The organism is Allobosea sp. P2_B12 (assembly GCF_056404835.1).
In genome coordinates this window covers 740,966-757,916 of sequence record NZ_JBFUDG010000001.1, presented here as the reverse complement: position 1 = coordinate 757,916, position 16,951 = coordinate 740,966, and the positions used below count along the sequence as shown (strand labels likewise).

The window sequence follows — 16,951 nt, the reverse complement described above, 5'->3', positions numbered from 1 at the left end:
GACGACAAAGGAGATTGTCCCATGCAGCCTGCCTCCAAATCCGTGACTCGCGCCGTGAACCTGCGGATCAGGGAAGATGTTCGGGACCTCATCGACCATGCAGCCCGCGCTCACAGCAAGACGCGATCAGAATTCATGATCGACGCGGCCCGGCGAGCAGCTGAGGACACGATTCTCGATCAGGCGCTCATTCGCGTCGACCCGGCAACCTACGCTCACTTTCTGACGATGCTGGATCAGCCACCCGGCGGCGATGGTTTCGAGCGCCTCATGGCCGCACACAAGCCCTGGAAAGGCTGATGCTGCGAGCGCCTGCACCCCTGGCAGACGCCCATCTGCTCGACGCCTTCAACTCAGGCGTTCCCCTCCTCGACGATTGGCTCAAGCGTCGTGCTCGCACCAATCAGGCCAGCGGCGCTTCGCGAACCTATGTCGTCGCTGACGAGAAAAGCCAGGTTTTTGCCTATTATGCGCTCGCTTCCGGCGCTCTCGCCTCGATCGAGGCACCGGGACCGCTGAAACGCAATATGCCCGATCCCATTCCCATGGCGATCATCGGACGGCTTGCCGTCGATCTCAGCGTCCAGGGACGCGGCCTCGGTGTGGCCATCCTCCAGGACGCGGTGCTGCGAACCCATCAGGCCGCCGCGATCCTCGGCATCAGGGGCATTCTCGTCCATGCGCTCTCCGACGATGCCAAGCGCTTCTACGAGCGCTACGGCTTCACGGCGGGATCGGCGAACCCGATGACACTGGTCATGAGTATCGCCGGCCGGGCGTGAGCGTCGTCAATTCGCCGTATAGACCAGCTCGCGCTCGGCCTTGGGCGGCAGGAAGGCGCGCGAGAAGATTTCGGCCGGCGCAGGCGTACGAGCGAGCTGGTAGCCCTCGACGATGATGCCGATGGCGCGGGCCATGCGGTCGTCCTTGGTGTCGCCGACGCCGATCTCCTTCATCTCCGGCGAGACCATCAGCTCGGTGAAGGAGTATTGCAGGCGGCGCTTCTCCACGCCTTCGTTGACGAGATTGTCGAAAGCCATCACCGCCTTCATGCCGAGCGCCTGGTCCCTGGCGATCTCGATCATCGCCTTGTTGGTGGCGCGCACCAGCCCGGCGACGGCCTTCGGATTCTCCTTGATCAGCTTCTGCGAGACCATTAGGCCGTTGGAATAGAGATCCAGCCCGTAATCGCCGAACGTCAGCCAGTTGAAGTCCTTGTCGGGATCCTGGCGGTTGAGCACGAGGTTGAAATAGCTGGTGATATTGAAGACCAGCGCGCCGTCGATATCGCCCTTGATCAGCAGCGGCTCCTGCAGGTTGGGCGCCATGTTCGAGAGCTTGATCTTGGCCATGTCGAGCCCGTTCTTGCGGGCGAAGACCTCGAGCAGGCGGGTCGTCGGCGTGCCCTGCGCACCGCCCAGCGTCTTGCCCTCGAGATCCCCGGGCTTGGTGATGCCGGTCGCCTTCTTGCTGGAGATCGCGAAGGGCGGGCGGTTCCAGATCATATAGACCATCACCGGCGCCTCGCCCGGCTTGGCGGCAGCGTTCTGGATGATGGCGTTGACGTCGCCGAAGCCGGCGTCATAGGCGCCGCCCATGATGCGGGTGACCGTCGCGCCCGAGCCCTCGCCCTGGTCGATGACGACGTTGAGGCCTTCGGCCTTGTAGTAGCCCTTGTCCCTGGCGACAAAGAAGGCCGCGTCCGAGCCTTGCGTCTTCCAGCCCAAGGTGAACTTGACCGTGGTCTCCTGCGACTGGGCGAGGCCGGTGAAGGCGAGTCCTGTGAAGGTCATGCCGGCAATGAGCGTGACTGCGAGTCTTTTCAGCATCTTGGTCCCTCTGGTGAGATGATGGTTCAGCTTCAGGCGGCGATGAGATCGTTCTTGCGTGTGGCCCAGCCGGTGACGCGGCCCTCGATCAGCGAGAAGGCGGCATAGAGCGCGACGCCAAGCCCCGCGAGAATGAACAGCCCTGCGAAGACCAGCGGTACATTGAAGTTGGACGAGGCCGACATCATCACATTGCCGATGCCGCGATTGGAGGCGACGGTCTCGGCCAGCACCGTGCCGACGAAGGCATAGGTGATCGCGACCTTCAGCGAGGCGAAGAAGAACGGCATCGTGCGCGGCAGGCCGACATTCCAGAGGATGTCGAACTTGCTGGCCCCGAGCGCCTTCAGCACGTCCTCCATCTCCGGCTCGGTGGTGGCGAGCCCCGTCGCGATGTTCACGACGATCGGGAAGAAGCAGATCGAGAGCGAGGTCAGCACGGCCGGCACCGTGCCGGAGCCGAACCAGAGCACGAAGATCGGCACGACCGCGACCTTGGGGATCGAGGAAAAGCCGATCAGCAGCGGGTAGACCGTGTCATAGGCCGTGCGCGAGACGCCGATGACGGCGCCCAGCACGACACCGAGCCCGACCCCGAGCACGAAGCCCGTCATCGTCGTGCCCAGCGTCTGCAGGATATGCGGCCAGAGGATCGGCATGCGCTGCCAGAGTGTAACGAAGACCTGGCTCGGGCGCGGCAGAATCAAATCCGACATGCCGGAGATGAGACAGAAGGCCTCCCAGCCGGCGAAAAACAGGACGATCAGCCCGGCCGACCAGAGCTTCTGCCTCAAGGCGAGATTGGTCATCTCAGGCGCTCTCCTCTGCGGGCGGGATGGCGCGGGCGTCGACGATGAGTTCGCGCAGGCGCTGGTTCAGCGCGACGAAATCCGGCTCGAAGGTCATGGCGATGCTGCGCGGGCGGGCGAAATCCACCGCCGCGTCATCGATGATGCGGCCGGGCCGCGCGCTCATCACGCAGATGCGGCTCGCCAGGAAGCCGGCCTCACGCAGATCGTGGGTCACCAGCAGCACGGTCGGCCGATGCGCCAGCCAGAGCTCCTGCATGATCGCCCAGAGCTCCTCGCGGGTGAACTGGTCGAGCGCGCCGAAGGGCTCGTCGAGCAGCAGCAGGCTCGGCTCATGGATCAAGGCGCGGCAGAGATTGGCGCGCTGGAGCATGCCGCCCGAGAGCTGCCAGGGGTATTTGCCCGCGAAGCCCTTGAGGCCGACCTGCGCCAGCAAAGCATGCGCCTTGTCGCGGAAGGCGCCCTTCTTCTCCCGCGCGTACTGCGAGCGAAATGGCTGCACGATCTTCAGCGGCAGCATGATGTTCCGCTCGACCGTCAACCAGGGCAGCATGGTCGGATTCTGGAAGGCCATGCCGATTCTCAGCGCCTTGGCTGCAACCTCGCGGCCACCGACGACGACGACGCCGGCAGTCGGCTTCACCAGCCCGCTGGCGAGGCGCAGGATGGTCGACTTGCCGCAGCCCGAGGGGCCGACGAGCGCCACGAACTCGCCCTCGGCGATGCGCAGGCTCGTCTGCGCCAGGGCCGGTACCGAATTTGCTCCACGTCCGAAGGTGACGCAGGCCTGCGACAGCTCCACCGCCGGCGCAAACGGCTCGCCCCTCGCGGGCGGGGTGGCACCCGGCGCAGCATCGGAGAAAGCGTGTTGCTGGTGCATGCTCATCATCATAAAAGTGCATGCAAAGCTGATGCCAGATTGCATTCGATCCGGCATAGACGCTGCCCCGCCCCCGATGTCGTCCGATTGCGCCTCCAGCGACCGCCGGATTGCCGCGGCACCTGTGAAAGCGCTAAGACGAGGCGTCAGCAGTTCGGATTTCAACAATGGCGCGTGAGGAGAACCGGGGCCGCGTTGCGACGGACCGGGTCGGAACGATCTGCCGGGCGCTGCGCCGCGCGATCATCGAGCAGGCGCTGGAGCCGGGCGCCAAGCTGCCCGAGGATGCGCTGGGCGAGCGTTTCGGCGTCAGCCGCACGATCGCGCGCCACGCGCTCGGGCAACTCGCCGCCGAGGGGCTGGTCGAGCTTCGCCGCAACCGCATCGCCGTCGTCGCCACGCCGAGCTGGCAGGAAGCGCGCGACGCCTTCGACATCCGCATCGAGCTGGAGCGGCTGGTGGTGCGGCAGCTCGCCGGACGCCTGACAAAGGCGCAGATCGCGCAGCTCCATGCCCATGTCGATGCCGAGGATGAGGCCCGCAACGGCCTCGATGCGATCTCGATCCGGCTTGCGACCGAGTTCCACATCCTGCTCGCGAGCATGACGCAGAGCCCGATCCTGATCCGCTATGTCAGCGAGATCGCCTATCGCTGCTGCCTGACGCTGTCGCTGTTCAGCAGGCCGCACTCGTCGGAATGCGCCATCAACGAGCATCGTTTGCTGATTGACGCGCTGGCGAGCGGCGATGCGGAGACGGTGATGTCGCTGATGCATCATCACCTCGATTCCGTCGCGAGCCGGGCGCTGGTGGCGCAATCCAAGCCGCGCGGGCGGGACATCATGGATATCCTGGCGCCCTATGCCGATGCGCCGCGGGCGTTGTCGCCGACAAAGCCGAAGACGCCCGCATTGAGCCGGCAGAAAGCCGCCGAGTAACGATCCTCGCCGACCGTTTCGGTTCGAAGGCCTGAGCCTGCACCGCGCGACCGCACCGGCGGCACGCAAAGTGCATGCACATTTTTCGCTCGATTGCCCTCTGGCGTGCACGCAACCACGCGCCATTCCTGGGCGAACCCACCTTGCCCAACCCATGACTGCCTCACGCCGATGCCAAGCGACACCGCCTTCGACCTGATCTTCCGCCAGGCCCATCTCCCGGGCCATGAGCGTCCGGTCGATATCGGCGTCCGGCGTGGCCGCTTCGCGGCGATCGCGCCGGCCCTCGTGGCCGATGCGCCCGAGATCGTCATCGGGGGCCGCGCCGTGCTGCCCGGCTTCGTCGACAGCCATGTCCATCTCGACAAGGCCTGCCTGCTCGGGCGCTGCGGCCATCTGCATGGCGGGCTGAAAGAAGCCATCACCGCCGTCTCAGCCATGAAGCACGATTTCACCGTGGCGGATGTGTATGAGCGCGGCGCGCAGGTGCTGGAGCGGGCAATCGGCAAGGGCACGACACGGATGCGCAGCCACGTCGAAGTCGATCCGCGCGCTGGCTCGCGCAGCTACGAGGCGTTGAAGACCCTGAAGCGCGATTACGCCTGGGGCATCGACTTGTCGATCTGCGTCTTTCCGCAGGAGGGGCTGACCAACGATCCCGGCACCGAGGAGCTGCTGGTTCGCGCGCTGCGCGACGGCGCCAACGCACTCGGCGGCTGTCCTTATACTGACACCGATCCGCATGGGCAGATCGAGCGGCTGTTCGCACTGGCTACACGTTTCGACGTCGATCTCGACTTCCATCTGGATTTCGATCTCGACGCGAGCTGGATGCATCTCGACGAGGTCTGCAGGCAGACGAAGGTTCATGGCTTCGGCGGGCGCGTCGCGATCGGCCATGTCACCAAGCTGTCGGCGCTGCCGCCCGACGCCTTCGCGCGTGCCGCCGAACGGCTGGCGCAGGCCGGCGTCGCTGTGACGGTGCTGCCCGCGACCGATCTCTATCTGATGGGGCGCGAGGCGACGCATGACGTGCCGCGCGGGCTGACCCCGGCGCATCGGCTGCTGAAGCATGGCGTGGTCTGCTCGGTCGCGACCAACAATGTGCTGAACCCGTTCACGCCCTTTGGCGATGCCTCGCTGCTGCGGATGGCGAATTTCTACGCCAATGTCGCGCAGGTCGGCTCGGAGGGCTTTTCGGCCTGCATCGATCTGGTGACGACGCTGCCGGCGCGGTTGATGAACCTGACCGATTACGGCATCGTGATCGGCAACCCGGCCGACCTGATCTTGCTGGATGCGCCGACGCCGGCCGAGGCGCTGGCCGGCATCGCCGAACCGGTGTTGGGCTTCAAGCGGGGGCGGCAGAGCTTCTCGCGGCCGGCGGCGCAACTTCATGCGCCGGCGCGCGAGGTCGCTCAGCCTCGGACCGTTTCGTTTCGGGCGTAGTCTTTGCAGAGAATGACGCGGTCATCCCGGACAAGCCGCGAAGCGGTGCCGATCCGGGATCCATGCAGGAACCCTGATCGGAGATGTTCCGGAATGGATCCCGGGTCTCCGCTACGCTCCGCCCGGGACGACCCGGCGGTCTTCGCAGCAAGACCGTACCTCACGGAGAACCCGCCGGATCACTCGGCCGCGTCACCCATCGCCAGCCGCAGCGGCGCGACCTGCGCTTCGTGGAGCGCCTGATAGGGCCCGCCGGCCCGCACCAGATCATCATGCCGGCCCTGCTCGGCGATGCCGGCCTGGGTCACCACGACGATGCGGTCGGCGTGCCGGATGGTGGCTAGGCGATGGGCGATGACGAGCGTTGTGCGGCCTTGCGCCAGTTCGGTCAGGGATTGCTGGATCGCGGCCTCGGTCTCGGTGTCGAGCGCCGAGGTCGCCTCGTCGAGGATCAGGATCGGCGGGTTCTTCAGAAAGATGCGGGCGATGGCGAGGCGCTGCTTCTGGCCACCGGAGAGCTTGACGCCGCGCTCGCCGATCAGCGTGTCGAGACCGGCCGGGAGGTCGGCGATCATCGTCTCCAGCCGGGCGCGCCTCGCGGCTTCCGTGATCTCGTCCTCGCTCGCGTCGAGACGGCCATAAGCGATGTTCTCGCGGATCGTGCCGGCGAAAAGGAAGACATCCTGCTGGACGATCCCGATCTGGCGGCGCAGCGAGGCCAGCGTCAGCCTGCGGATGTCGTGGCCGTCGACGCTGATGCGGCCCGCATCGATCTCGTAGAAGCGCGGCAGCAGCGAGAGCAGCGTCGTCTTGCCGGCGCCCGAGGGACCGACAAAGGCCACCGTCTCCCCGGCGGCCATGGCGAGGTCGATGCCGGCCAGCACCGGCCTGCCCGGGGCATAGCCGAAATCGACCCTCTCGAAGCGGATGTCGCCTTTCAGCGCAGGTGCCTCGATGGCGTCCGGCGCGTCCGCAATGTCGGGCTCCGTCGCCAGCAGCTCTTGATAGCGGCGGAAGCCGACGATGCCTTTGGGATAGGTCTCGATGACGTTGGAGATCTTGTCGAGCGGGCGGTAGAACACGCCGACCAGCAAGAGGAAGCCGACGAAGCCACCCACGCTCAGGCTGCCCTGCACGACATACCAGGTCCCCGCCAGCATCACCGCGAGCTGGACCATCCGCATGCCGAGATAGTTCACCGCCTGGCTCGCGGCCATGATGCGGTAGGCTTCGAGCTTGGTCGTGCGGTAGCGCTGGTTGTCGCCGGCGAAGAGCGCGCGCTCATGGGCCTCGTTGGCGAAGGCCTGGACCACACGCATGCCGCCGATGTTCTCCTCCAGCCGGGCGTTGAAGGCGCCGACCCGGCCGAATTGGGTGCGCCAGTTGTTCGCCATGCGAGCGCCGTAACGCGCCACGATGAAGCCGGCGAGCGGCACGATCAGCGCGGTCATCAGAGCAAGCTGAGGATGCACGCTCAGCATCAGCAGGAAGGCGCCGATGAAGGTCATGATCGCGATGAACAGGTCTTCGGGGCCGTGATGGGCGACCTCGCCGATCTCTTCCAGATCCTTGGTGACGCGGGCGACGAGATGGCCGGTCTTCTGCTCGTCATAGAAGCGGAAGGAGAGCTTCTGGAGATGATCGAAGGCGCGCCTGCGCATCTCCGTCTCGATGTTGATGCCGAGCCGGTGACCCCAATAAGTCACCACCGCCATCAGGCCGGAGTTGACCGCGTAGACCACCAGCAGCGCCGTGCCCGCCATCAGGATCAGCGGCCAGTCGCCGCGCGGCAGCAAGAGGTCGACGAAGGCCTTCACCGCCATCGGGAAGCCGAGTTCGAGCAGCCCCGAGACGACGGCGCAGCCGAAATCGACCAGGAACAGCGTCCGGTGCGGGCGATAATAGGCGAAGAAGTCTTTCAGCATGGCGGCTTCTTAGAGCATGCATAGCTCGCACGGAACCACTGCGTCATTCCGGACAAGCCGCGTCAGCGGCGCCGATCCGGGATCCATCGTAGGGCTCCGGAGCTTTACGATGGATCCCGGGGCAAGCCCGGGATGACGTCGTGGTATGCTTTACCTGACGGCGATGGTGCCGATCGCCATCGCGACCGCGGCCTGCGTCGGGTCGATGACGGGGATGCCGAGCTCCTGCTCCAGCGGCCGGCGATGACGGGCCATGCCAGCGCAGCCCATGACGATGGCGCCGGCGCCGTCGATCTCCTTGAGCTCGCGCCCGATCGCGATCATGCGCTCCAGCGTGCGGTCGCCCGAGGCGGTCTCGGCGACCGACATTTCCAGCGGCCGCTCGCCGGCAAGCCGGTCCATCAGCCCCATCTGGCGGAGATAGCGGATATGGCGCGGGATCGAGCGGGTCTTGATCGCGATGACGCCGAAGCGGTCGGCCCGGGCCAGCGCCGTCAGCACGCCGCTCTCGGCGATGCCGAAGACCGGGCTCGAGGTGCCCTCGCGCGCGACGTGGAGGCCGGGATCGGAATAGCAGGCGATGACGAAGGCATCGACGTCGTTGGCTGCCTCGACCTTGCGGCGCAGGGGGATCGTGACGCTCTCGGCATGCTCCTGCGTCTCGACGCCGAACGGGCCTTCGGTCAGCGTCTCGCAGATGATCTCGGGCCCCTCCGCATAGGAGAGCGGCAGCACCGCCTGACGCAGCCCTTCCGTCACCGCCTCGTTGGAATTGGGATTGATCACGAGGATGCGGGCGCGGCGGGTCATGAGATCTGGTCCGTTGTGGCAGTGCGCGGTTGTTTCGGTGGTCATCGTAGTCCCGCCCGATCGTGGCCGCTACCGTCTAGCGATCGGCCGCCCTGCCCGGTCCATGCATGATCGCGGCCCTGAGCAGCAGATACAGAACGGTCGCGTTCAGCAGATGCCAGAGCCAGTGCGTTCCCAGCGGGACGCTTGCACAGAGCGGGCCGTCGAGCGTCCGGAATGTCAGGGACAGGGCGAAGACGAGCCCGGCCAGGCCGATAAGCTGCGCCGTCCCAGCCTGGCATGGCCGCCGCCGCAGCGCTGCGGCCATGCCGACGAGCCCGAGCAGGAAGGCACCATACCCTGCCGAACCGCGTAGCTCCGGTGCGAGCAAGGGCGCGAGCCCCCATGACAGCGACAAGGCAAAAGCGACGAAGGCCAGCGTGCCGAGCCCCGTCGCCACGGGTCGCAGGCCGACGAAACGCGCCAGTGCCAGACCGAAATAGGAGAAGGCGAAGAGCTGGATCGGCACGACATCGGCAGCCAGCGTCCAGGGCTGCGGCATGGTGTGGAACAGGAAGGAGCCGATGCCGATGGCGAAGACGAGCAGCAGCATGACCAGCGCCGGCCGGTCTTGACCGCCGGCGCGGCGCCACAACAGCAGGGCGGCGCATGCGGCCAGAAGAAAGGCGCCGTTGGTCAGCGCATTCCAGGGCTCGGCCCAGAGTTCGGCGCCGAGCCGTTCGCAATAGCCATATGCGCGCATGATCCGCTCCTCCCGCGCCAGCCTAGCGGCCCCAGACGACGTCCGCGCGACGCGCTCTGGAGCAATCGGGAAAGCGGGCGGGTTGCCGCGTTCCGCCGCTTCGCGCAGATTGCCGCGCATCTGTGCGCGGAGACGGAGAATCGGCCATGCGGCGAACGTTGACGACGAGCATGGCAGCGCTCGGGCTTCTGCTCGGCCTTGCAGTGCTGCCCGCTCCTGCCCGCGCCGAGACATGTGACGATCTCTGGTATGCGCGCAACGAGATCTACAAGGCGCAGGGCTACTGCTTCCGCACGCGTCGCGGCATCGAGGCTTTCGGCAATGCCGGCTGCCAGTACGACAACGCCGAGGAATTGCCGCTGTCGAATAGCCAGCGCCGCAGCATCGCCGAGATCCAGCGCGAGGAACGCACGCGCCGCTGCCCGCGCTGACGGGGACGTCGAGTGGGTTTAAAGCCCAACGCGGCGGCGCACGCCGGCGGTTGCCCGCCGCAGCCAGAGCGCGCTGAGGTCGCGGAACGGCAGCCCTTCGGCGCCCGCGCCATAGGCGACGAGAAAGCCCGGCGCCATCATCACGGCATCGTCGGCCTGGACATCGCTCAAGCCGGGATCGACCGAGAGCGAGGTGCTGATCTCCATCGGCACCTTGAAGACCTCGGCGCTGGTGCGCCGCAGGATCGCCTCGATGCCGATATCGATCACGGTCGCGTCCGGATAGCCCATGGTGCGGACATCGAGGGGAACCGGCTTCTCGGCGCCCTTGGTGATTTCCTGCAGCAGGACCTCATAGCTGTTCGCCTTGACGATCTCGCGGAAAAACAGCGGATCGTAGCGGAACAGGGCATGATCGAAATAACCGGCGAACGGGAGGTCGTGATAGACGACGCCGCCCGGCTTCGTCAGCTCATGAATGGTCTGGAAGGCTCGAAGCTGGCTGAAAACATGCTCGGTCGTGCCGAGATTCATCACCAGGTCGAACTTGCCATAGAGCCTGGGCCCCGGCGCATGGACGTTGAGATCGAACAGGATGGTGTTGCGGGCGTGGAAGATATCGAGCGCGGTGTATTCGAAGCCTGCCAGGGCCAACAGATCGCCGAGAAAGCCGCCATGTCCGAGCTTGGCGAGCACGCCCTCGGCAAGCTCGGAGGGCTTCTTGGCCGCGGGCGTCAGCGACGCATAGAATTCGAGGAATTGACGCGCGCCGTCGGAAGCCAGATCGCCGCCGAAAAGCTGGGTCGCGCCGATGTCGCAGATCGCCCCGCCCGGCGGCAAATCTCCCGCGCGCGTCAACGTCATCAAGCGCTGCAGCGTCTTCAGACTCGAGCCCATGATCCGCCCCCCGGCATGTATCTGGATTTGGCGGAATGTCACCAAATGTTTCTGTGGCGTACCCGGCACAAGCCTCGACTTCAAGTCCTTGACCACCGTGATTCCCGAAGAGTTCGATCCCCGAAGAACTTCCGGTCCGAAATACTTCCTCGCCATAGCCGCACGCGCCCCCGTGCTCGCATCTTGCTGTGGAAGGGGTGACGGGAGAACGGCATCGGGCTCGCGCGCGTGCTAGAGAGGCCACCCGAATTTCTGGAGCAATGCGATCACGGCATGACGACAGCCATCGACATGGGCTTGGGCCAGGGCGGTCAACCCGCCTTGCTCGATCTCGCGGAATTGCTGGCGACGCGGCTTCTGGTCCAGGGTAACTCCGGCTCCGGCAAATCGCATCTGCTGCGGCGCCTGCTCGAACAGAGCGCGCCGCTGGTGCAGCAGGCCGTGATCGACCCGGAAGGCGACTTCGTCTCGCTCGCCGACCAGTTCGGCCATGTCGTCGTTGACGCGCAATGCGGCGAGGCCGAGCTGCAGCGCGTCGCGCTGCGGGTGCGCCAGCACCGCGTCTCGGTCGTGCTCAACCTCGAAAACCTCGAAGCCGACGAGCAGTTGCGCGCGGTCGCGGCCTTTCTCGGAGGGTTGTTCGACGTCGATCGTTCGCTGTGGTTCCCGATGCTGATCGTCGTCGACGAGGCGCAGCTCTTCGCGCCGGTGATGGCGGGCGAGGTTTCGGACGAAGCGCGGCGGCTTTCGCTTGGCGCGATGACCAATCTGATGTGCCGGGGCCGCAAGCGCGGGCTGGCGGGCGTGATCGCGACGCAGCGCCTGGCTAAGCTCGCCAAGAATGTCGCCGCCGAGGCCTCGAACTTCCTGATGGGGCGCACCTTCCTCGACATCGACATGGCCCGTGCCGCCGATCTCCTCGGCATGGACCGCAAGCAGGCCGAGATGTTCCGCGACCTCGAGCGCGGCCAGTTCGTCGCGCTGGGACCGGCTTTATCGAAGCGGCCGCTGCCTTTGCGGATCGGCCCTGCGACCTCCGTCGATCGCGGCGGCGCGCCGGGACTGATGCCGCTGCCAGAACAGGCTCCGGAAGAAGCCGGCAAGCTGATCTTCACGGCCGGCGCCGACGAGGTGATCCCCCTGGCCCGGCCGCCGCGTCCGGCTCCTCGGCCGCGCCCGGCAGTGCATGAAACGATGCGCCAGATCGAGAGCTATCGCCCGGCCGTGCCCGAACCCGAGCCGGAGGTTCCGATGGAGCCGGCCGAGCGCGAGGCAATCATGGCCGAGATCCTGCGCGAGCTGATGGCCGATCCCGAGGCGCGCTCGCGCCAGGTCGCCGTGCTCTACCAGGATTTCACCGTGCGCTGCCGGATGCGCCGGCTCGGCCGCAGCCATCTCAGCCTCGACGAGTTCCGCCGGCGGCTGGCCGTGGCCAAGGCCGGTGCCAGCGACGAGATCGTCGAGTCGCATGGCTGGCGGGCTGCCGTCGCGGCCTCGTTGGCCTTGCCCGACGATCTGCACGGGCTGTTCCTGTTCATCGCGCGCGCCGCGCTGGAAGGCGCCCCCTGCCCCAGCGATGCGGAGCTGGCGAGCGTCTATGGCAGCCATTCGCCCAGCCGGGCGCGGCGGTTGATCGCCTATATCGAGGAGCGCGGGCTGCTGGTCTGCCATGTCGATTTTCGCGGCCAGCGCACGCTCGCCTTGCCGACCCTCGGCATCGAGACCGCGCCGGGCCAGGGCACGATCCGCACGGCGGGCATGCCGCGCGGGGCGCGGGGCTGATCAGGCTCGGGCTCGACCCGAGCATCTCGTCGAGGAGATTCTCGGGTCTGCGCTGCGCTCCGCCCGAGAATGACGGTCGAGAGCCGCGTTCGCGGGCCCCGAACTTGACCTCCCCGCCCTCGACCGTGCATGACCGGAACCCAAAATCCATGGGCGGGCCGATGCGCATCCTGCTGATCGACAATTACGACAGCTTCACCTGGAACCTGGTCCACCTGATCGGCGGACTGGGCGCGCAGGTCGATGTGCGCCGGAACGACGCGCTGAGCGTTGCCGAAGCGCTCAGTGACGAGCATGACGCGATCGTGCTGTCGCCGGGCCCCTGCACCCCCAACGAAGCCGGCATCTGCCTCGATCTCGTGCGCGAGGGCGCCAGCGCCAAGCCGATCTTCGGCGTCTGCCTTGGGCTTCAGGCGATCGGCCAGGCTTTCGGCGGCGACGTCGTGCGCGCGCCGCTGCCGATGCACGGCAAGGTCTCAGTGATCGAGCACAAGGCGCGCGGCCTGTTTCGCGGCATCAACGGGCCGCTGCAGGCGACGCGCTATCATTCGCTGGTGGTGGCGCGCGAGACCTGTCCGACCAATCTCGAAATCGAGGCCACGAGCGGCGACGGGCTGATCATGGCGCTGTCGCATCGCAGCCTGCCGGTGCATGGCGTGCAGTTCCATCCTGAAAGCATCGCCTCCGAGCACGGCGCCACGATCCTGCGGAATTTCCTCGATCTCGCCGAGCGATGGCAGCGCGAACACGCGACTGCCGCGCTTGCCGGCACTGCCTGACCCGATCCTAGCCGACTGCTTCACAGAGTTCCCATGGACGATTTCAAGCCCTTCATCGCCAAGGTCGCGACCGGCGCCTCGCTGTCGCGCGACGAGGCGCGCGATGCCTTCGACACGATCCTCTCGGGCGGTGTGACAAATGCCCAGGCGGCCGCTTTCCTGATGGCGCTGCGCGTGCGCGGCGAAACCGTCGAGGAGATCACCGGCGCGGTCGGCGCGATGCGCGGCAAGATGCTGACGGTTAAGGCGCCGGCCGACGCGATGGACATCGTCGGCACCGGCGGCGATTCGTCAGGCTCCTACAACGTCTCGACGCTGGCCTCGATCATCACCGCCGCCTGCGGCGTGCCGATCGCCAAGCACGGAAACCGGGCGGCCTCCTCCAAGACCGGCACAGCCGACGTCCTGATGGCGCTGGGCGTCAAGGTCGGGCTCGATCCGGAGGCGACCGAACGCTGCATCGCACAGGCCGGCGTCGGCTTCATGTTCGCGCCGACGCATCATGCCTCGATGCGCCATGTCGCGCCGGTGCGCGTCGAGCTCGGTACGCGCACGATCTTCAACCTGCTCGGGCCGCTCTCCAACCCGGCCGGCGTCAGGAAGCAGCTCATCGGCGCCTTCTCCGAGACCTGGCTGGAGCCGATGGTCAAGGTGCTGGCGACCCTCGGCTCGACGCGGATCTGGGCCGTGCACGGCTCCGATGGGCTCGACGAGATCACCACCACCGGGCCGACCCGCGTCGTCTCCCTCCAGGACGGCAAGGTCGAGAGCTTCACGATCAGCCCCGACGATGTCGGTCTGCCGCGCGCCAGGCCCGAAGATCTGCGCGGCGGCGAGCCGGCCCAGAACGCGGCTGCGCTGCGGGCGGTTCTCGACGGCGAGAAGACGGCATTCCGCGATATCGCGGCCTTCAACGCCGCGGCAGCGCTCGTGGTCGCGGGCAAGGCCGCCGATCTCAGCGACGGGCTGGCGCAGGCGCAGGCCGCGCTCGATTCCGGCAAGGCCAAGGCGACGCTGGCTTCGCTCGTCGCCTCCTCGAACGCGTGAGGCGGCCATGACCGACATCCTCGCGAAGATCGAGGCCTATAAGCGCCGGGAAATCGCAGCCGCCAAGCAGGCCGTGCCCATCGGCCAGATCGAAAGCCGGGCGCGCTCCGCCCCCAAGCCACGCGGTTTCGCCAAAGCGCTCTCGGCGAAGCTCGCGGAGGGGCGCCCGGCACTGATCGCGGAGATCAAGAAGGCCAGCCCGTCCAAGGGCCTAATCCGCGCCGATTTCGACCCGCCGGCGTTGGGGCGAGCCTATGCGGCGGGCGGGGCAGCCTGCATTTCCGTGCTGACCGACGGCCCCTCCTTCCAGGGCCAGCCGGAGTTCCTGATGCAGGCGCGCTCGGCCTCGGGCCTGCCGGCGCTGCGCAAGGATTTCCTCTACGATCCCTACCAGGTCTTCGAGGCGCGGGCCTGGGGCGCCGACTGCATCCTGATCATCATGGCCGGCGTCGACGACGCCACCGCGCGCGATCTCGAGGCTACGGCCTTCGAGCTCGGCATGGACGTTCTGGTCGAGGTCCATGACGAAGCCGAGCTCGACCGCGCGCTTGCCCTGAAGAGCCCGTTGCTCGGCATCAACAACCGCGATCTGCGCGATTTCAAGGTCGATCTTGCGGTCACCGAAAGGCTGGCGCCGCGCGTGCCGGTGGACCGCATCGTCGTCAGCGAGAGCGGCATCTTTAGCCATGCAGACATCCTCAGGCTGAACCGGATCGGCGTCGGCACCTTTCTCGTCGGCGAAAGCCTGATGCGGCAGGCCGATGTCGCGGCTGCGACGCGCGAACTCCTCACCGGGATGCAGGACAGCGCAGCGTGAGCCAGCTCAGCCATCTCGATGCGCGCGGACAGGCCCATATGGTCGATGTCGGCGAAAAGGCGGAGACCTCGCGGACCGCCATCGCGGAAGGCTGCGTCGTGATGCAGCCGCAGACTCTGGCGATCGTGCGCGACGGCGATGCCAAGAAGGGCGACGTGCTGGGTACCGCCCGGCTCGCCGGCATCATGGCCGCCAAGAAGACGCATGAGCTGATCCCGCTCTGCCACCCGCTGCTGATCAGTAAGGTTACGGTCGATCTGGAGCTGGACGAGGCGCTGCCGGGCGTGCGCGTGCGCGCCGAGGTCAGGATGAAGGGCCAGACCGGCGTCGAGATGGAGGCGCTGACCGCCGTCAGCGTCGCCTGCCTGACGGTCTACGACATGGTCAAGGCGGCCGACCGGGCCATGCGGATCGAGGGCATCCGGCTCCTGCACAAATCGGGCGGCAAGTCCGGCACCTTCGAGGCCGGCGGCGCCGAGGCGGAGACCATCTGATGGCCCTGACCCCGGTCCCGGTCGCGCTGAAGGCGCTGCTCGACAGCGTGCCGGCAGCGACCCCGGCCGAGACCCTGCCGCTGGTGCAATGCGCCTGGCGCGTGCTGGCCGCGGACGTTGTCGCGCTGCGGACGCAACCGCCCTTCGCCAATTCGGCGATGGATGGCTATGCCGTGCGGGCGGACGATCTGGCGCTGGGCAGTACCTTGCGCGTCATCGGCGAATCCGCTGCCGGTCGCTCCTTTGCGGGCTCACTTGCGGCCGGCGAGGCCGTGCGCATCTTCACCGGCGCGCCGATCCCTGAAGGTGCCGATACCATCCTGATCCAGGAGAATGCCGACGGCGTCGGCACCGATACGATCCGCATTCGGGAGGGCGCGGCCAAGGGCAAGTTCATCCGAGCAGCCGGGCTCGACTTCACCACGGGCGACGTGCTGCTCAAGGCAGGGCGCAGGCTCGACAGCGCCGCGTTGGGCCTCGCTGCCGCGGCAGGACATCCGGCCCTGCCGGTGCGCGCTAAGCCGCTGGTCGCGATCCTCGCCACCGGCGACGAACTCGTCTCGCCCGGAGAAATCGTCGGACCCGACCAGATCGTCGCCTCGAACAGCTTCTCGCTGGCTGCGCTGGTCGAGCAGGCCGGCGCGACCGCGCTCGATCTCGGCATCGCGCGCGACAATTATCCCGATCTCGCCGCTCGGATCGAGCGCGCCCGCTCGGCCGGCGCCGATGTGCTGATCACGCTGGGCGGCGCCTCGGTCGGCGCGCACGACCTCGTGCAGGAGGCGCTGACGCGGGGCGGCATGGCTCTCGGCTTCTGGAAGATCGCGATGCGCCCGGGCAAGCCGATGATGACCGGCCGGCTCGGCGAGATGGTCGCGGTCGGCCTGCCCGGCAACCCGGTCTCCTCGATCGTCTGTGGCCATCTCTTCGTCGTGCCGCTGATCGAGGCGCTGCTGGGCATGCCCGATCCCGAGCGCGATCGCAGCGAACCCGGCATCCTCGGCCGCGACATGCCGGCCAATGACGAGCGCGAGGATTACCTGCGCTCCGACCTCGCTTTGACAGAAGCCGGCTGGGAAGCGACGCCGTTCGACCGGCAGGATTCCTCGATGCTCGGCCTGCTGGCACGCGCGCAGGCGCTGGCAATCCGCCCCGCCTTTGCAGCGCCCGCCAGAAAAGGCGATCCCTGCCGCATCATCAGGCTGCGCTGAACGCTGGTCCCGCGCGCGTTTTGCTTGCAGAACACAACACGAACGAGTATGGTGTTCGTGATTTGTTTCGAATCCGAACCCAGATTCAATCATCATCGCGCCGGCGGGGAC

The 16,951-nt window shown here is 67.0% G+C and carries 18 protein-coding genes; 11 read left to right on the top strand and 7 right to left on the bottom strand.

The window, feature by feature from the left end:
* Positions 1-21: 21 nt before the first annotated feature.
* Positions 22-300, top strand: coding sequence for a type II toxin-antitoxin system TacA family antitoxin (locus tag AC1DYU_RS03685; protein WP_476790448.1), 279 nt, complete (start codon positions 22-24; stop codon positions 298-300).
* Complete coding sequence (locus AC1DYU_RS03680; RefSeq protein WP_158486205.1) at positions 300-782, top strand: GNAT family N-acetyltransferase; 483 nt, start codon at positions 300-302, stop codon at positions 780-782. Before AC1DYU_RS03685 ends, AC1DYU_RS03680 begins: the two co-directional genes overlap by 1 nt.
* Before the next feature lie 6 nt (positions 783-788).
* On the opposite strand, the gene AC1DYU_RS03675 is transcribed toward AC1DYU_RS03680, so the two are convergent.
* From AC1DYU_RS03675 to AC1DYU_RS03665, 3 genes are read right to left on the bottom strand one after another with little or no spacing between them, the layout of a single operon-like run.
* On the bottom strand, positions 789-1,829 hold the full coding sequence (locus AC1DYU_RS03675) for an ABC transporter substrate-binding protein (RefSeq protein ID WP_476790447.1): 1,041 nt from the start codon (positions 1,827-1,829) through the stop codon (positions 789-791).
* A gap of 32 nt (positions 1,830-1,861) precedes the next feature.
* Positions 1,862-2,638, bottom strand: coding sequence for an ABC transporter permease (locus AC1DYU_RS03670; RefSeq protein WP_476790446.1), 777 nt, complete (start codon positions 2,636-2,638; stop codon positions 1,862-1,864).
* Position 2,639: 1 nt separating this feature from the next.
* On the bottom strand, positions 2,640-3,518 hold the full coding sequence (locus tag AC1DYU_RS03665) for an ABC transporter ATP-binding protein (protein WP_476790445.1): 879 nt from the start codon (positions 3,516-3,518) through the stop codon (positions 2,640-2,642).
* Between the two features lie 167 nt (positions 3,519-3,685).
* Here AC1DYU_RS03665 and AC1DYU_RS03660 point away from each other — a divergent pair, with 167 nt between their 5' ends.
* Both AC1DYU_RS03660 and AC1DYU_RS03655 read left to right on the top strand, forming a co-directional pair.
* On the top strand, positions 3,686-4,456 hold the full coding sequence (locus tag AC1DYU_RS03660) for a GntR family transcriptional regulator (protein WP_476790444.1): 771 nt from the start codon (positions 3,686-3,688) through the stop codon (positions 4,454-4,456).
* Positions 4,457-4,627: 171 nt separating this feature from the next.
* Entirely contained in the window at positions 4,628-5,905 is a 1,278-nt protein-coding gene (locus tag AC1DYU_RS03655; protein WP_476790443.1) for an amidohydrolase family protein, read from the top strand.
* 179 nt (positions 5,906-6,084) lie between these two features.
* Here AC1DYU_RS03655 and AC1DYU_RS03650 read toward each other — a convergent pair whose 3' ends face one another.
* The 3 genes from AC1DYU_RS03650 to AC1DYU_RS03640 form a co-directional block, all read right to left on the bottom strand.
* Positions 6,085-7,830 carry an ABC transporter ATP-binding protein gene (locus AC1DYU_RS03650; RefSeq protein WP_476790442.1) on the bottom strand — a complete coding sequence of 582 codons (1,746 nt, stop codon included), beginning with the start codon at positions 7,828-7,830 and terminating at the stop codon, positions 6,085-6,087.
* 150 nt (positions 7,831-7,980) lie between these two features.
* Positions 7,981-8,640 (bottom strand): aspartate/glutamate racemase family protein, encoded by a 660-nt coding sequence (locus AC1DYU_RS03645; RefSeq protein ID WP_476790441.1) that lies wholly within the window; start codon positions 8,638-8,640, stop codon positions 7,981-7,983.
* A gap of 76 nt (positions 8,641-8,716) precedes the next feature.
* Positions 8,717-9,382, bottom strand: a complete 666-nt coding sequence (locus tag AC1DYU_RS03640) for a ceramidase domain-containing protein (protein WP_476790440.1) — start codon at positions 9,380-9,382, stop codon at positions 8,717-8,719.
* 146 nt (positions 9,383-9,528) lie between these two features.
* Between AC1DYU_RS03640 and AC1DYU_RS03635 the strand changes: the two genes are divergently transcribed.
* On the top strand, positions 9,529-9,813 hold the full coding sequence (locus AC1DYU_RS03635) for a YARHG domain-containing protein (RefSeq protein WP_476790439.1): 285 nt from the start codon (positions 9,529-9,531) through the stop codon (positions 9,811-9,813).
* An 18-nt stretch (positions 9,814-9,831) separates the two neighbouring features.
* Here AC1DYU_RS03635 and AC1DYU_RS03630 read toward each other — a convergent pair whose 3' ends face one another.
* Positions 9,832-10,710 (bottom strand): methyltransferase domain-containing protein, encoded by an 879-nt coding sequence (locus AC1DYU_RS03630; protein ID WP_158486197.1) that lies wholly within the window; start codon positions 10,708-10,710, stop codon positions 9,832-9,834.
* Positions 10,711-10,983: 273 nt separating this feature from the next.
* Here AC1DYU_RS03630 and AC1DYU_RS03625 point away from each other — a divergent pair, with 273 nt between their 5' ends.
* The 6 genes from AC1DYU_RS03625 (at position 10,984) to AC1DYU_RS03600 (ending at position 16,840) form a co-directional block, all read left to right on the top strand.
* Positions 10,984-12,492: a helicase HerA domain-containing protein gene (locus tag AC1DYU_RS03625; RefSeq protein WP_476790438.1), complete on the top strand. Its 1,509-nt coding sequence runs from the start codon at positions 10,984-10,986 to the stop codon at positions 12,490-12,492.
* 149 nt (positions 12,493-12,641) lie between these two features.
* Positions 12,642-13,271 (top strand): anthranilate synthase component II, encoded by a 630-nt coding sequence (locus AC1DYU_RS03620; RefSeq protein ID WP_476790437.1) that lies wholly within the window; start codon positions 12,642-12,644, stop codon positions 13,269-13,271.
* Positions 13,272-13,304: 33 nt separating this feature from the next.
* Positions 13,305-14,318, top strand: coding sequence for an anthranilate phosphoribosyltransferase (trpD, locus tag AC1DYU_RS03615; protein WP_476790436.1), 1,014 nt, complete (start codon positions 13,305-13,307; stop codon positions 14,316-14,318).
* A gap of 7 nt (positions 14,319-14,325) precedes the next feature.
* Positions 14,326-15,135 carry an indole-3-glycerol phosphate synthase TrpC gene (trpC, locus tag AC1DYU_RS03610; protein ID WP_476790435.1) on the top strand — a complete coding sequence of 270 codons (810 nt, stop codon included), beginning with the start codon at positions 14,326-14,328 and terminating at the stop codon, positions 15,133-15,135.
* The gene (gene moaC / locus AC1DYU_RS03605; RefSeq protein ID WP_476790434.1) at positions 15,132-15,629 is read left to right on the top strand and encodes a cyclic pyranopterin monophosphate synthase MoaC; all 498 of its coding nucleotides are present in this window, start codon (positions 15,132-15,134) and stop codon (positions 15,627-15,629) included. Before trpC ends, moaC begins: the two co-directional genes overlap by 4 nt.
* Positions 15,629-16,840 (top strand): molybdopterin molybdotransferase MoeA, encoded by a 1,212-nt coding sequence (locus tag AC1DYU_RS03600; protein WP_476790433.1) that lies wholly within the window; start codon positions 15,629-15,631, stop codon positions 16,838-16,840. Before moaC ends, AC1DYU_RS03600 begins: the two co-directional genes overlap by 1 nt.
* Positions 16,841-16,951: the final 111 nt, after the last annotated feature.